At 29.4% G+C, this 15841-nt stretch carries 14 protein-coding genes; all 14 read right to left on the reverse strand.

Annotation, left to right across the window (positions count from 1 at the left end; translation table 11 throughout):
- Positions 1-2: 2 nt before the first annotated feature.
- Entirely contained in the window at positions 3-1079 is a 1077-nt protein-coding gene (locus tag SJY43_RS15100; RefSeq protein ID WP_396601573.1) for a glycosyltransferase, read from the reverse strand.
- A 3-nt stretch (positions 1080-1082) separates the two neighbouring features.
- Positions 1083-2198, reverse strand: a complete 1116-nt coding sequence (locus tag SJY43_RS15105) for a glycosyltransferase family 4 protein (RefSeq protein WP_396601574.1) — start codon at positions 2196-2198, stop codon at positions 1083-1085.
- On the reverse strand, positions 2199-3149 hold the full coding sequence (locus tag SJY43_RS15110) for a hypothetical protein (RefSeq protein ID WP_396601575.1): 951 nt from the start codon (positions 3147-3149) through the stop codon (positions 2199-2201).
- Positions 3149-4141 carry a glycosyltransferase family 2 protein gene (locus SJY43_RS15115; RefSeq protein WP_396601576.1) on the reverse strand — a complete coding sequence of 331 codons (993 nt, stop codon included), beginning with the start codon at positions 4139-4141 and terminating at the stop codon, positions 3149-3151. The genes SJY43_RS15110 and SJY43_RS15115 overlap by 1 nt, the downstream gene beginning before the upstream one ends.
- Before the next feature lies 1 nt (position 4142).
- On the reverse strand, positions 4143-5669 hold the full coding sequence (locus SJY43_RS15120; protein ID WP_396601577.1) for a glycosyltransferase family 2 protein: 1527 nt from the start codon (positions 5667-5669) through the stop codon (positions 4143-4145).
- Positions 5670-6815, reverse strand: coding sequence for a glycosyltransferase family 4 protein (locus tag SJY43_RS15125; protein ID WP_396601578.1), 1146 nt, complete (start codon positions 6813-6815; stop codon positions 5670-5672).
- A gap of 454 nt (positions 6816-7269) precedes the next feature.
- On the reverse strand, positions 7270-7902 hold the full coding sequence (locus SJY43_RS15130; RefSeq protein ID WP_396601579.1) for a class I SAM-dependent methyltransferase: 633 nt from the start codon (positions 7900-7902) through the stop codon (positions 7270-7272).
- Positions 7889-8845 (reverse strand): glycosyltransferase family 2 protein, encoded by a 957-nt coding sequence (locus SJY43_RS15135; RefSeq protein WP_396601580.1) that lies wholly within the window; start codon positions 8843-8845, stop codon positions 7889-7891. The genes SJY43_RS15130 and SJY43_RS15135 overlap by 14 nt, the downstream gene beginning before the upstream one ends.
- A gap of 13 nt (positions 8846-8858) precedes the next feature.
- Complete coding sequence (locus SJY43_RS15140; RefSeq protein ID WP_396601581.1) at positions 8859-10016, reverse strand: hypothetical protein; 1158 nt, start codon at positions 10014-10016, stop codon at positions 8859-8861.
- Between the two features lie 5 nt (positions 10017-10021).
- Entirely contained in the window at positions 10022-11416 is a 1395-nt protein-coding gene (locus SJY43_RS15145) for a CDP-glycerol glycerophosphotransferase family protein (RefSeq protein ID WP_396601582.1), read from the reverse strand.
- Between the two features lies 1 nt (position 11417).
- Positions 11418-12245 (reverse strand): polysaccharide pyruvyl transferase family protein, encoded by an 828-nt coding sequence (locus SJY43_RS15150; protein WP_396601583.1) that lies wholly within the window; start codon positions 12243-12245, stop codon positions 11418-11420.
- 1 nt (position 12246) lies between these two features.
- Positions 12247-13122: an N-acetylneuraminate synthase family protein gene (locus SJY43_RS15155; RefSeq protein WP_396601584.1), complete on the reverse strand. Its 876-nt coding sequence runs from the start codon at positions 13120-13122 to the stop codon at positions 12247-12249.
- Positions 13123-13137: 15 nt separating this feature from the next.
- A complete protein-coding gene (locus SJY43_RS15160; protein ID WP_396601585.1) occupies positions 13138-14292 on the reverse strand; it encodes a cytidylyltransferase domain-containing protein in 1155 nt (384 codons plus the stop codon).
- Positions 14293-14383: 91 nt separating this feature from the next.
- Positions 14384-15838 (reverse strand): hypothetical protein, encoded by a 1455-nt coding sequence (locus SJY43_RS15165; RefSeq protein WP_396601586.1) that lies wholly within the window; start codon positions 15836-15838, stop codon positions 14384-14386.
- Positions 15839-15841 lie beyond the last annotated feature (3 nt).

The raw sequence follows: 15841 nt of genomic DNA on the forward strand, positions 1-15841 counted from the left end.
AATTATTTTTTAATTAATTTATAAGTATTAATAATATTTTTTATCTGTGCTGTAGCCGAAAAATTTTCTTCTACATGTTTATTAAATTGTTTCTTAAACGTTTCTCGTAATTCCTTGTTTTCAATATATAGTAATAGCGCTTCGGACAATTGTTCTGAAGAAGATGGATTTACTAATAAACCATTTACACGATCCTTTATAACCATTTCACACTCCCCCACCCGTGTGGTAACTACTGCCAAACTTGACAATCCATATTCTAATAAGGAGATTGGTAAACCTTCAGATTTAGAGGATAAAACTCCTATTTCGCATTGCGATAAAATATTAAAAATATCTGGTTTGGAATCATAAAAGTAAATACAAGACTTTAATCCCAAAGCGTCTATACTTTCGATAAGCTTAAAGGCATATGAATCATGAAAATTTTTACCTACACAATGTAACGACCAATTAGGATATTTATTAACTATTTGCTTAAAAGCATTAATTAGGGTAAAATGATCTTTTTGATCTCTTAAATTAGCTAAACAAACAATACGTTTACCCGCTTTACCATTTAGCTCTGTTTCCTTTAATTGTGTATTTAATATCGCAAAATTAGGTAAATACGATATATTTTTGACGTATAAATTCTGCATTGCCCAATACTTTAAATTATTGTTTACGCTAAAAACATGCGAAAAATATTTTGAACACCATTTTAAAACAGCACTACTCCTATCCTTTAAGAACTCACTATTTCCATAGTGATCATGCCAAATAACTTTTATATCTCTATTAAATAACTTTATAATTGTGGCTAAAAAAAATGACGACGAATGGGCATGAAGCAATTGTATATCTCTTTGTTTTACAAAACTGTTTAACCGATAAATTGATTTAATATCAAAAACGTGTTTTTTATTTAAAAATAAATAATCTACTGTTTTAATAATATCTGCTTTTAAGAGTCCCTCTTTTCTTGTAACACACAACCCAGAATACTCTATTTCCGTAGATAAAGCGTTAGCAATATTTACAGCAACTCTTTCTGCACCACCCGTTTGTAAAGAATCTATTAATTGTAAAACCCTCATCTATTAGCCTAATAATTTTGCAATTTCGGTTTCAAAAACATCTAAAGTATATTTTTGAGACCATTTTGATGCTAATTTAGACATTTCCTCCAGTACTTCTACTTTATTTAAATAGGATGCTACTTTATCAGTTGCTGTTTTTAAATTCGGTTCTACTAATAAACCTCTTTTTCCATGATCCAACATAAACGGAATACATGAAATTGAAGTTGAAATAGGAATAGCTCCGTAAAACATGGCTTCTGCAACAGCCTTTGGCCAACCCTCGGACTTAGACAATAACACTACAAAATGCGTTTTTTTTAAGGCTTCTTTTAAAACCTGTTGACCTTTATTTCCTTGTAACATTGCAATATGACCTAAATTATTATCCAATATATATTGCTGTAACTCTTCTTCTAGATCTCCTGCTCCGTACAAATCGAGTCTCACATTATGTCCTTTTTTATACAGGCTTTCAATAATTTTAATAGCAAGTAATGGACGTTTTCCAGATACTAAACTACCTACAAAGGCAAACTTTAACGTCTGTGAAAAACTTCTTATTTCAGGTTTTTTCTTTTCGCTATCAAAATAACTCGCCGTAAAAAAAGATTTAATATTTTTAGTTTGATTTTCCCATTGGCCATAAACTAAAACCGTCATGTTTTTTGTTAAAGAGGTATTGGATAATATCCACTTTTGAAGTCTATAACTTAAAGGCTGCTTAGACTTTGGATCCCAATTACCAGCATACTTTGCAGTTTTTATTTTTTTTGGGAAAAATATTTGAACTATGCAAGCTAATAGCCCAATATTACCAGGGCAACGTAAGTGAATATGGTCTGCTTTTTTTATTTCTTTATATATAGATATTAAAATTGAAGGTAGTTTAAATAGTGAACTAACAATAGTTTTTAAACTTGTAAACTGAATATGCTTAATGGGTTTAAACTGAATCTTATTATGTTGATAATTTAAATCAAGACTATCAATAGCATCACAAGTTTTTGGAGCTAAAATGATAACATCATCCACATGTTTTAACCAAATGTTCATTTCACGAACATAAGGCGCATAAGCAGAAATAGCCTCTACTTTCAATTTATGTTTTACATGAGTGATGATTAAAAATTTCATTTAATTTAAAAGAGTAGTTACAATATATTTTGCTTGAGCACTTGGCGTACAATATTTTGAAAAATAATCCTTTCCACGCTTTGCTATTTTTTTATGATAATCCGGATTATTTAAAACCTTATCAAACAACATTTTAAATTCGCTTTTATCATTAATACTATATATCTCTTCTTCGTGTTTTAATGGTAAGGGAAGTTCTATTTTAAACGGGAATGATAAAATAAACAAACTTTGATTTAAGTACTCTGCCAATCGCCAACTTACAGCCCCCCATACAGCTGCATTATTTAATACTATTTTCGATTTTTTACTTAACTTAGAAAAGGTATTGGGAGGGTATTTTATATGATTTAATTCGGCGCTGAAATTAAGGTTTTCTCCATCTGATCGTGGTATAAAGCCACCCTCAAAAGTTATCCGTTCATCAGCCTTACAGTAGCGAATAAATTCGGCTCGAATAGTGTTTGTTTCTTTTTCTTTTTTCCAAATACTTGAAGAAAAAAAGATATAATTATCTTTTTCTATTTTCAAATTATAATCTTTATAAACAGGTCGACTTTTTAATATATATAGCTCTTTAATTATTGATTTAAATTTTAAATATTTAAATAAACTAAAGTTAAAAAACTTTAAATATAATGGTACAATGTTAATGGGGTAATGTGGAAAAAGTGGTTTTACTTTTTCTTGCTGAAAGGATGGATTATCTAAAAGCTTGTTAGTTACAAAAAAAGCATCTGAAAGGTCATACAGTTTTTGATCAAAATACACTGGATCATCATTATTTATAACCGCAATTTTATTATTTAGACTAAATATTAAAAAAGGTCTGTTATTATATTTTAAAAACCTATCGTCCATTTTGAATTTTACTTTAAACTCTTTATTAAGTCCGTATAAGTAATAAGACGCATAAAAGTTTGGAATATTTAATATATATATGGTATCCATTAATTCATTTTTGGTTTATTGATAATAAGCGAAAACCAGCCAACAACGCGACCTAAACCTTCACTAAAAGCTTCTTTTTTTTGTTTAGTTGTTAGTGTGTTGCTCAAACGGATAGCTGTTAACAAAAAAACCGTACTATGCCATTTTATTCTTGCCATTAATTCTGGTTTTGGATACTTTACACGCCAAACATACCAACCATTTCTAACCACCATTTTTCCATATTTATATTTATTTGGCCTTCCTTTCTTATCATGATAATGGTTTAATTGAGCGGCAGTATTTACATATAACTTACCGGTTTTGGCAAGTCGCAAACTAAAATCGGCATCCTCATAAAGTCCATAGCCTTCAAAATAGGTAGAAAAAGACAATTGATTAAACACCTCTTTTTTATAAGAAGAAACGCCTCCCATTATTTGTTCTACTTGATAAATTTTACCAGAAGGTGGCAAAAAACCAATAGATCTGCCATGCGCAAATGTTGGTAAATACCCTGGTGGTGTATCTGGCTCTAAATTAAATTTCCGCCTTAACATAAAGCGTGAAGGCTCTATCCGCATCCAACCATCAAAATAAAATTTATTATCACTTCTTGGCTCTGTTTCTTTTTTCCATAAAACTTCATTTTTAATATAACCACCAACTGCTAAAGCATCTTTTTTTATTTTATAGGTCCGAATTAGGTTTTGAAAATAATCTTCTTCTAAAATAATATCATCATCCAGAAAACATATAATATCAATATCAGCACCAATCCTATTAAGACTAAAATTCCTTTGTTTAGTTAATCCTCGATTGTCACTATCTACCAATTCATATTTTAAATTTTTAATAGTATTATTTTTTAATACAATTGAAGTGCTATCATCTAAAGAACCATCAACAATAATAATTTCGTTTGGGTATAACGTTTGCTTGTTTACCGAATTTAATAAATTCTGTAAAGCCGTTGGTCTCATGTATGTGCATACTACTAAAGAGAAATTCATTTTATCCTTTTTTCAATTTATTAGCCCAACTCACACTTTCTTGCCATTGTTTTTTAAATACTGTATAATATTTAAAAGGGTTTATAATGTCTTGATCTTTATAAAATTTTATAAAAAGACCTGTTTTATATCCTAATAATTGCTGTTTAGTTGTGTTATTCATTCTGCTTAACATAACAGTTGGCGATGGTTTTGGTTTAAGATCTACATGCTTTTCCCAAGGGTGTATAAATTTAGTTCTAAATCCTCCTATAGGCGCTTTTAAGTGTAATATTTTTATGTCTGGTGTGTATATAACATCTGCTCCTAGGTTTCTTAATTGCATGCCAAAATCTGTGTCTTCACCATAACCAAACTCATAAGCCATATTAAAACTAACGGTCTCTAAATATTTTGAAGCTATTACACTACTGCCTCCGCCAAAAGCATGCCATTGAATGTCTTTTTTATTTTTCTCTATTTCATTTTTTTGCAAATAGCTCATGGCTATCACATCAAAATTAAAGGATTGCATTTTTTGAATGATGCTTTTAAGTAAACCTTTATCAAACTTATTATCATCGTCTGCTAAATACACGTAATCTGCTGTAACACTTTTTAAAGCCAAATTTCTAGCATTACAAGCTCCAGTTTGATGAATAAACTTATGTGCAATTTTAAAAGGCCACGATTTATTAGAAATAAAATCTAATTCGGTTTTACTATTTTTTACTTCATTTTGCTCAACAATGATAACCTTTTTGGGTAATAAGGCTTGCTTTTCTAAATCTAATAACACATCATGTAAAAAGTCTTTTCTTCCTATTGTGGGTATAATAACATCGATAGTAACATCCTTAAAGTCTGGTTTACTTAGTGCCTCTAAACTAAAGCATGGTTCATAATTAAGCTTTTTAATAAAAACAGTTTTAATAAAGGAAAGAAAAAGGAATTTACTATCGTAAATTATAAAATTCAATAATAACAGAACACTCCAAACACCTTTATAATGCAGTTTAACAAATTTAAACAACACATAATATGAAGCTTGAACCTTTACATCTATTAAGGTTTCTTTTAAAAGTTTAGGGTCAGAATAACAAAATAAACCTTTTGGCATACCTAATTTGGCAATAGAATTTAAAACAAAATCAAAAGAATCATTTTCTTTAACTTGATTCTTAAATTTAAGCAATTGCGATGCATATATTACTCCTACATTACTACTCATAAGCCATGTTGGATACTTTACATTTTTGTTCACTTTTAAAAAAGGAGAATCTTCAACATATCCAATTTGTTCGGGTAAATATTGATGCGCACTAAAAGACATCATCATATTTTTAAGATGAAATGACTTTTTTATTTCTTGTTTATTTAAAAATGGTTTTAATGATTGATGACACCAAACCAACAACCTATCTTTATAATTATCTGCTAAAAAAAATAATGCTGCAATAGGTTTAGTAATAGTACACTTTATTAGTTGATTCGTTTCTAAATCAATGATTTCTTTTACAATATTTTTTTTATGTATAAGTAGAATCATTTAGTTTAAAATAGATTTATAATATTCAATATTAATATCAGCATTTTTATTAATATCAAAAAGGGTTTCTACTTTTAGTCTAGCTGCTTTTCCAATTTCTAAGCACAAATCATTATTATTCATCAACTTAAGTATTTTTTCTGCATACAACTCTATGTCTTTAGGATGAACTAAATAACCATTAACTCCATCATCAATTAATTCCTTTGCCCAACCTATATTTGTATTTACTACTGGTTTTTGCATAGCCATAGACTCTATAGTTACCATGCCTAAAGTTTCGGCAAAAGAAGGAAATGTGCAAACATGAGCGTTTTTTATATGTTCCTTAACTTCATTATAAGGAATTTTACCTAGATAATTAACTTGTTTTTTCGCCTTATTAGAAAAAATACCTTCCATTAATTTATAGGTTGAACTTTCACCTGTTTTAATATCTGATGAGTCTCCTCCTATTAAAATTAGTTTTGCTTCTGGATTTTCTATAACTACTTTATTGAAGATTTCGGCCAATTCTAAAACTCCTTTTTTTCTAATGATTGTTCCTATATACAGAATAGTGTTTTTATTAAATTCTTCTGGGTTTTCATTTTCAAAATGTTCTAACTGCAAGCCATAATGTATGGTTTTAATTTTCGCTTTATGTAATCCAAAAATTTTTTGGGTTTCAATACCTGCATAAGTGGTTGGGGCTATATAAGCTGAAGCTTTTTTTAAAGCCAATTTTTCAAACATGAAGTTTTTAAACTTTTGTTTGCGGCCATCCAATTTGCAAAAATAGGCGTCACTTCCATGAAACCTGATAACCAAAGGTACTTTTAGCTTCATAAATGCGGTAATTCCTGTCCAATCGGCAGCCTCAAGGACATCTATTTTTTTGTCTTTTACTACGGTATTTACATAGTTTTGAATATGTTTTCTATACAAATACCATGTAAAAAAAATATAGGTTTCCTTTTTTATTAAATGTATTTCAACACCTTTATCATGAATAACCTCCGAGGCTTTCTGATGATAAACAAATACAGTAACCACAGCACCTTTTTTAACTAAAGCTACCGCCAAATTTTTTATACTTGTAGCTATTCCTGCGGCTTGATTAACTTTTGGATGTGGATACTCTGATGTAATAAAACCTATATGCATTTATTTTTGTTTATTTTCTTTAAAATTAATCTTTGTAAACAAAGAATTTGTAAATTAGAAATCGTAACGGCATTAAAATTAATATTGTAAAAACCGTTGTTACTAAATAATTAATCTCCATCTTTAAACCAATATAATACAAAAGGTTAGCTAATAAATAAAAACTAAGAATTGTAATACAATATTTGATAAACTTTTTCTTGTTATGATTTTTATAAAAAAGATACTTTAATTGAATTGTATATAATAAAACATAGGCTATACCATATACAATTATAAAAGAAAGCTGTTTAGCCCATAATAACACATCTACTAACACATACAAGCTTAGAAATACGTATACATAACTTATAACACTAATTAATATATAACGATACCCTTGTTTAATATTTTCAGCATTCAATATTTTTTTTATGTTAAACATTAGTTTCAGACCTAAAATGAATATTAATATTTAGTTGGTATACTTTTTTGCTAAAACTATAGTCCATGGAACTGGAGATTCTATAGCTATTACTTCGCCATATTTTCTCTCAATCAATTTAACTATTGATTTTCTAGACCAATGATTTAAATGCCCTGGAGTATTACCAAAATCTTTTGTGTATTTAAAACGACACATATTTAAAACTCTCCACAAAGGTTCTCTTGGTACTCCAAGAATAAGATACTCCTTAGATATTCTTTTTATTTCATCTAATGCTAACTCCGGATAATCTAAATGTTCAAGTACTTCTAATAAAAAAACTAAATCTACACTTTCGTTTTCATATTTTAATTCGTAAACACTTTCATTAAAAATTTTTAAATTGGGATTATTTTTCTTTGCATATGGAATTAAATCTTTAACAAATTCAGAACCAGTTAGATTATTTACCATTTTACTTAATCGCATGGTAGAACGACCTTCCCCCACTCCAATTTCATGGGCTGAGATTACATTTTCTATTTTAGATAATAATTTTGAAACTGATTTAAAATAGTTATTTACTAATAATTCTGCAATTTTACTTTCATCTTCATATTTACCAGCAAAATCTTCGCTTTCTGGAACCGCCTTAAGTTTAGAATAATCAATTTTCTTCAAAATATTTCTTTTTAGTTATGTAAAGTAATTTTTCTTGATTATTTCTAATCCTATTTAACATATCTGCTATAAATGCTAAAGTAACTACAACTAAAGACATACCACAAAGTGATAACGCTATAAAACCAAAGCTTTTATAAGGCGTTATTTGTCCCGTATTTATCCAATGCAGTAATACAAAACCGCCTAAAAGCATTGCGAACAAAAAAATGAATGCCGCAATAGACATAAAGAACTGGAATGGTTTGTAATCTTTTAAACATTTAAATATTATTACAGATGTTTTAAAAGCATATGTTGTTATACTATTTGCAACACGTGAAACTCGACCATCAAAATATTTTACAGAAATTGGTATTTGAGCAACTCTTTTACCTTTATTTAATAAATCTAGTATAGTTTCATGCGTATAAGTAAATGCGCCTTGTAAATTGAGGTTTAAAAGACTATCTTTAGAATATGCTCTAAAACCACAAGAAGCATCTTGAATTTTAGTATTTCCAACGTAACTAACAATTTTGCTTACTTGTTTATTACCCCAAAATTTTATTTTTGGCATTCGCTCCGGTCTTTTACCACTAAATCTATTACCAATAGCAAAATCGGCTCTTTTCTCAATAATTGGAACTACCATATTTGCAATTTCGTTAACACTAAATTGCCCGTCGGCATCTATACTTACTAGTACATCTGCATTTGACTCTAGAGCATAATCCACAGCCGTTTGAAAAGCACTACCAACCCCTCTATTATGTGAATGTGACAATACTGTTGCTCCTGCTTTTAAAGCCTCTTGTTCCGTTTTATCCGTACTACCATCATTTACTACCAATAACTCAATAGCATCAAAACTAAGAATACTTTTAGGTATGGACTGCAATACTGAGTAGATAGTCTCTGCCTCGTTTAGTGCTGGCATAAAAATTAGTAGCTTTTTATTCATTTTTTAAAACTTTTTATAAATGATTACTTAAAATCATAATATCTAACCTAAATTCATTTACCATATAGATTAGACTTAGTGCTTGAGCCATATAAATAAACCAAATCGTTTTCAATTTTAATTTATCCCATAAAAAATAAAAACCTAAAAAATATCCTGGCATTAACACTAACCAATAACGACTAAAGCCAGTTCCTGCAAAAACCAGACCTACCATGATCAATATTATTGATAAAAACAATATTTTAATACCACTCGTTTTTTCTTTAAGAATATACCCAAGAATAAATGCAAGTAACATGACTAAACTTATAATGATATTTCTAAAACCTGTAATTGGTACAAATAACGAAGCAAATGCGGGTGTTCCATTAATTTTATCGACCTCATGATGCTTAATAATACCCAATCCGCATTTAATATTATATAATAAAGGGTTATCTACTTTAAACCTCTTAAAATAACTTATTTCCGATAAGTTACTTTGTTCAATATTATAAATATATTTGGCCCAAAATAAAAAAGGAATAAAAACTAATACTGAATATTTAATTATTTTACCAGAATATTTCTTTCTATCCTCTTTTAAATATTGATAATATATTAACAAAACTACTAAACCAAGAACTGCGTAGACATATCTTGTTAAAACTAAAACTAAAAAAAACAATAGCATTTTTAATAAATTTTTATTGCTAAACTTTAAAGTAGAATAGTATATAAAGCCCCAAAAACAAAAAAACACTATAGCTTCTGGGTACAAACTAGAAAAATATGCAATCCCAATAGGGTTAACCATGGTTAATGCCAAAATTGCAATCACCACTCTTTTATCAACTTTTTGTTTTTCAAAAAAAAGATATATATACCTTAACGTAAAAATAGTAAGTGTTAGGTTAAATAACTTATGCATTATAAAACCTAAAACAGGCATTGATTTTATTTTAAAAAAAGCAAAAACTAATGGAATAATAGGTGTAACTGTTGATGGGTAATTAGTAAGATAGTATCTACCAGACAAAAGATTTTCTGCTAATTTATTATAAGTTATTTCGTCGGCTACCAAAGGAATGAATAAGGCTCTTAAAGAAGATATAATGCTTATTAAAATAATAAACACAAATATTTTTTCTTCAACAAATAGCTTTCTAAATGCTCTAAAATTAATCATTAGTTTTATTTAATTATAGAATTTATAGTTTGCCAAATAGTTTCTGATGCCTTAGTTGGATTAGTACCAACAACAATCTCGTACCACACCTTACATACCTCTACATTTGAAACTTGTTTGTCTAAAATTTGTTTAACCAAATCTTGTAGGTCCTTTTTATCTGTGCAAAATACTGCAGCCTCTTGACTTGGCATGCTTCTAAAATGTACGTATTTATAATTCTGACCAATATCTCGAATTCCTTTTTTTAATTGCGGCTGTTCATAATTATAATATATACACGGTTTATTATGCGCTACAAAATCGAAAACAGTAGATGAACACACGTTGGTAACAAACTCGCTATGCTCACAAACATTATATAGTAATTTAAAATCTTCGGGAGTTGGTAATACTTGATTCCATTGACTTCCAACTTGCTTCCAAATGGGGTCTATAACTTTAATAATATCTTTGTTGGCTTCTATTACGGCTTCATACCTAGTTGTAAAATCGACTGGGCACTTTCTATATATAATGCCTAAGTTTTCTCCTTTTTCATTAAGACTCCTTACAGCATTTGCCAAATCTTCTAAATAATACTGATCTAAAGGCGAAGTAGTTTCATCGTCACCAGAATAGCAAATATATCGCTTAGCAATATCTAAATTATATTCATCAAAAAAAGCTTCTCTAGTCTGTTTTAAGGACGTATCGTAATGTGGTTCAAACTGTGGTGTTCCTGTTACAAACACCTGATTCTCCTTTACAAAAGGGTAATACTTCAATACTTCACGCTTCATTAAATCGCTCCAGACAAAATAATAATCGGTTTCTACCACTTGCATAGCCTTTGGTACGTTATCCCAAGAATATACAAAAGCTACTGTTGGAATACCTAAATCTTGTGCTGCTAACAATGCACTTATTGATTGCGTAGCTCGCTGAGTAGTACAAAAAACTAAATCTGGTTTATGAGCTTCTAATTGCGCTTTACAATATTTATATTTTGATGTGGATCGTTCTAGCGTGTTTATTTTTGCTCTTAATTTTACTACGCCTTTCTCAGTAGAATAAATACCTATTAACCATTTAGCGTATAGGCTTTTAAATATATTTTTTAACCCATTATAATTGAAAGGGAATTTGTAAGTAGGGTAAACAGTATCATTAAATTTGTTGCGAAATACATTTAATTCTGCACGCTTTCTTGCTCTAGAGTAAATAGGTAATAATGGATGTGCCGAGTGGTCTTCTATTTTAAGTTCATTAAAACCTAAATTATCTTTTAACGAAAATATAGTATTGTTCCAATAGGTAATATCAAACCCCATGTTTTCACCAATATTTTTAAAATCGGTAAAGGCAAAATTTCTTAATCCAACGCCATCAGGAAAAAAAACAAATATTTTTTTCTTCATTTTAAAAACCAGATTTAAACGGACAAACCTCCATTAATTTTGTACATATTTTATCTATTATTTCTTTTTTAGGAAGTACTTCTTTATTTTCAAAAAGCATTTCTAAATCAGTCATATTTATTTTCTTATCAAGAATTACAGGTAAATAAGTTTTTATACTAACAGATTCGAAATAATCTTGATATTTAATATCATCGCCAAAAACATCATCTGAAAATTTCTGCCAAATTGCTGGTATTCCATAGGCATGTGCTACTATAACGCCATGTAAAGATGAGGACACTATTTTTTCACATTTCAAGAACAAATCTGTAGTTTTCTCAACATTATTAGTCATTAAATCAATTAGCAAAACCCCTTCTACGTTTTTGTAAAATTCATTAACCTTTTTAAAGTCTCTATAATGTGGAATCACTCCAATTTTATATTCTTTTTCAATTTTAGGATTATAATAATTAGGCAATAAAAGTGCCGGGTCGCCGTAAATTTCTGGAACACTAAAACCTTGTTCTTGTAAATGTTTTCTTGTTTGAGGCCCTCTAACCGCCAAAAATTTGGCGTTTTTAATTTCATATTCTTTAGAAATAATACCACTACCCCATACTATACATTTTTTATTTACATGAGTTAAAATACTGCCAATGGTAACATAAATAGGTGAGAAAAAATCTTGAATACTAAAATTAGCCGGTTTACTCCAAATTACTTTCTTGCTAGATATTTTTCCAACAAGATATTTACCTAAAAGGTCTCCGTAATTCTCTTTAGGTTTTCTTTGCAGTTTAATTTCATTCCACCAAAACAATCTAATTTTATTGGATGAAAACATGCTATCCTTTTTGGTTTTTTAATTTATCGCGCTGTACTTGCTCAATTGGTAAAATATCTTGATTTTTAAACTGCAATGCCTTATAAACTGCATTTACATCTCTAGTTAATTTACGTAAACCCATAGGTTCTAAAGACGCCGCATGGTCGGTACCTTTCCACGTCCTATCAATAGTATAATGTCTTTCTATAATATTTGCACCTAAGGTATAGGCGGCAACATCAACCGCTATACCTAAATGATGGCCAGAAAACCCAATATGCTTTACGTCTTTACTATAAGACTCATTAAGTAAATTAATATCTAAAAGGCAAACATCATCAAAAGGAACTGGATAGCCCGATGTACAATTATAAAGCACCAAATCTTTATTTCTATTTTTAGATTTAAAAAGATTAACTAAATCTTCAATTTCAGATTTGGTTGTCATTCCTGTTGAAATATGCAATTCGCCTTTGTAATTATCACATAACCATTCTAGCATTTCTACATTATTATTACATGCCGATGGAATTTTAATGAAATCCGGATTTAAGGATGTGATTTCTTTGGCTGAAGTTACATCCCAAACTGATGTAGAATACGTAATTCCAATTTCCTCGCAATACGATTTTAATTCTTGATGTTGTTTAACATCAAACTCTAAATACTCTCTATGCGCTCCATAAGTATCTCCATACGAGTTTGCTGGATTAGGATGAGGCTGATTGTATTGTGCTTCGGTAAGTAGCTCTTTATTATTGCGCTTCTGAAATTTTACAGCATTAACATTACAGAATATTTTAGCAACTTTAATAAGCTCTTTGGCTATATCCATTTCGCCTTTATGATTGCAACCAATTTCGGCAATTATATATGGTTTTTTATATGTATTCATTAAACTTTGGGGTTATTAAAATCTTTTATTATAATTCATTATAAACTGGCACGCTTCTCTAATTGCTCCAGCTCCAGAATTTTTTGAAAGCACAACATCTGCATTGTTTTTTACAATATCCGTTGCATTATTAGGTGTTAAAGACCAGCCAACACTACAAATATTGGTTAAATCGTTAACATCATCACCTATGTAAGCTACATTACTTAGTGCAATACCTTCTTTTAAAATAATACTATTAAGCAAAGTAAATTTATCCTTTACACCTAGAAACACATGTTCTATTTTTAGCTTTTCCATGCGTTTTGCTACAAGTGCTGAATTTTCAGAAGTCATAATCATAACCTTTATATTAAATTGCCTTAATATTTCCAGCCCCATTCCATCTCGCATATCGAAACTTTTGGTATGCTCGCCATCTTTGGTATATGTAATTGTTCCGTCGGTAAACACACCATCAACATCTAAAACAAAATGTGTTATTTTATCTGATTTTTTATCTCTTTTTTGACGTTCAATAAGTAACTGCTCAACAATTGTCCAATCGGTTTCAGAATCTATTTCTTGCAACGACTCTTCGGGCATTTCCACAACAGCTACTTTATTGCCTAATCTATTTTTAGTGTTTTTTAAACTTTCTTTTGTCGTGGTATAAACAGCTCCGTTTTCAATTAAAAGCCCTTCAAAATCTTGTCTACGAGGTCTTTCGTGAGGGTTATAGTTTAAAGGCTTACCATCTTTACCCCATAAAAAACGATGCGTATTAACCACTGTTATGGCGGAATCATAGTTATCTTGAAGCTTTTCTAAACATGCATTAATATCTTCTCTTCTAGTAAACGGAGAGGTTGCTTGCAATAAACAAAACGTATCGAAATTATAATTAATAGATTCGCAGTACTCTAACATTGCAAATTCTGTAGATGCCGTATCGCTTGCACTTTCTTCGCTTCGTAATTTAGCTGTAACTTTATTTGTCCAATGGTACTCTTTAGAAATAAAATCAATTACATCGGCATCATCAGTATAAACAACAACTTCATCTAGGTTAGAAAAAATAGCTTCTCCTAATACCCAAGTGAATAATGGTCTACCAACCATTTTTCGTTTATTTTTATTAGGAATACCTTTTGATCCTTTTCGTAATGGAATGAATCCTATTTGTTTCATTTAATAATAATTTCTCTTGAATCGCTAAAATACATTTTTTATGGTTGAAACAACAAAAAACTACGATAAATAGCACCCTTTACTCTAAAATTTATAACGGATTAAAAATTTCTAAAACCTCCGAATTAAAGTTTTGAACTTCAATTTCTTTAATTAATGTTTCTGTTTTTTCTATAAACCTTTCATCTGATTGATTGATGTAATACACTAAATTATTATCTATATAATCGTTAAACATTTCTTTACCAACCTTATGAATTAATAGCGTTGGAATACCCATCATTTTAGATTCTATTGCACAACCAGAATAATTAGTAATGTGGCATATTGATTTTGCAAGCGTTTCTGGTAAAGAATTTTCAACTGGGCTTTCAATTACAGTTTTATTTATAATATCGTTGGTCTGTAAAAAGTGTGCAATGTCATTTATAGGCGTATTATTTCGAGGATGTAATCTTAAAACCCACGTATAATTTGAATTTTTGATTAATCTAACAACTTTTGGGGTTATCAATTCGATTGGTGAGGTTTGCAAACTATACAAAATAACCTTATCGATTAAGTTATATTTTTTTAATTTGTTTTTACAATATGCAATATAGGGCTGGCCCACAACTCTTACATTTATAGCCTTTATTTTACCGGCCCATTTATCAATATTTTTTTTAGAGTTAATATCCCAATTCCAAAATTCTGTTGGCATGGTATTAAATCCTTGAAGAGGCACTTTTAACCAATGTGAATACGCCATATGTATATTGGTTTGCGGACCATGTTGAAAATCGATAGTTCGAATACCCATTTTATTTGCTGTAATTAGGGCGGCATAAAGATCGTCGTAACCATAATATCCTAAAAAAACTATTTTAGATGGTTTGGTTTTTCCATAAAACTTTGCATAAAAACGCTCTAAAGACTTCATTTTCAATGACCATTTTAAAATATTATCTCTAGAGAGTCCCAATAATTTTGTATCCAGTTGGTAGTCTTGTAATGCGAAACAAAACTTATCATATTTATCAAGTTTTATATCTTTTTTAAAAGATTTTAACGGATTGATTTTTAAAGAAAATTTATAGTAGCCTAAAACTTTATTTAGAGCAACTACAGCACTTGTATTAAAAGTATTTTTATAGACTTTTAAATACTCTATAATATAAATATTGTTTTGCAAAGCATGATGTTCTATTATAGAATCATAAAAACGATTAAAATATTTACCATCTTGTAATACGCGATGAAAATGAGCTCCAAAAAACAAAATCTCTTTCTGTTTTAATTTGAAAAAAAATACTTTAAGCAAAAACACAGACTTTAGTACTTGGAGTAATGTGTTCAGTTTACCTGGTACCCGAATAACACTTAACCCTTTAATTTGTGCTTGTTCATTTTTAGCATTACTAGTACTTAATAAGTTAAAATATAATTTTATTCTTATATAGGGCCAAACATCTATGTTATTGACTTTCCAAGTATCAACCGGAAATTCTTTTTCAATTGCTAATATTATAGTTTTAGCTTGCTCTTGTGAGTCAATGTGGTACATCAC

Origin of the sequence: Algibacter sp. R77976 (assembly GCF_044594645.1) — a bacterium.
GTDB lineage: Bacteria > Bacteroidota > Bacteroidia > Flavobacteriales > Flavobacteriaceae > Algibacter_B.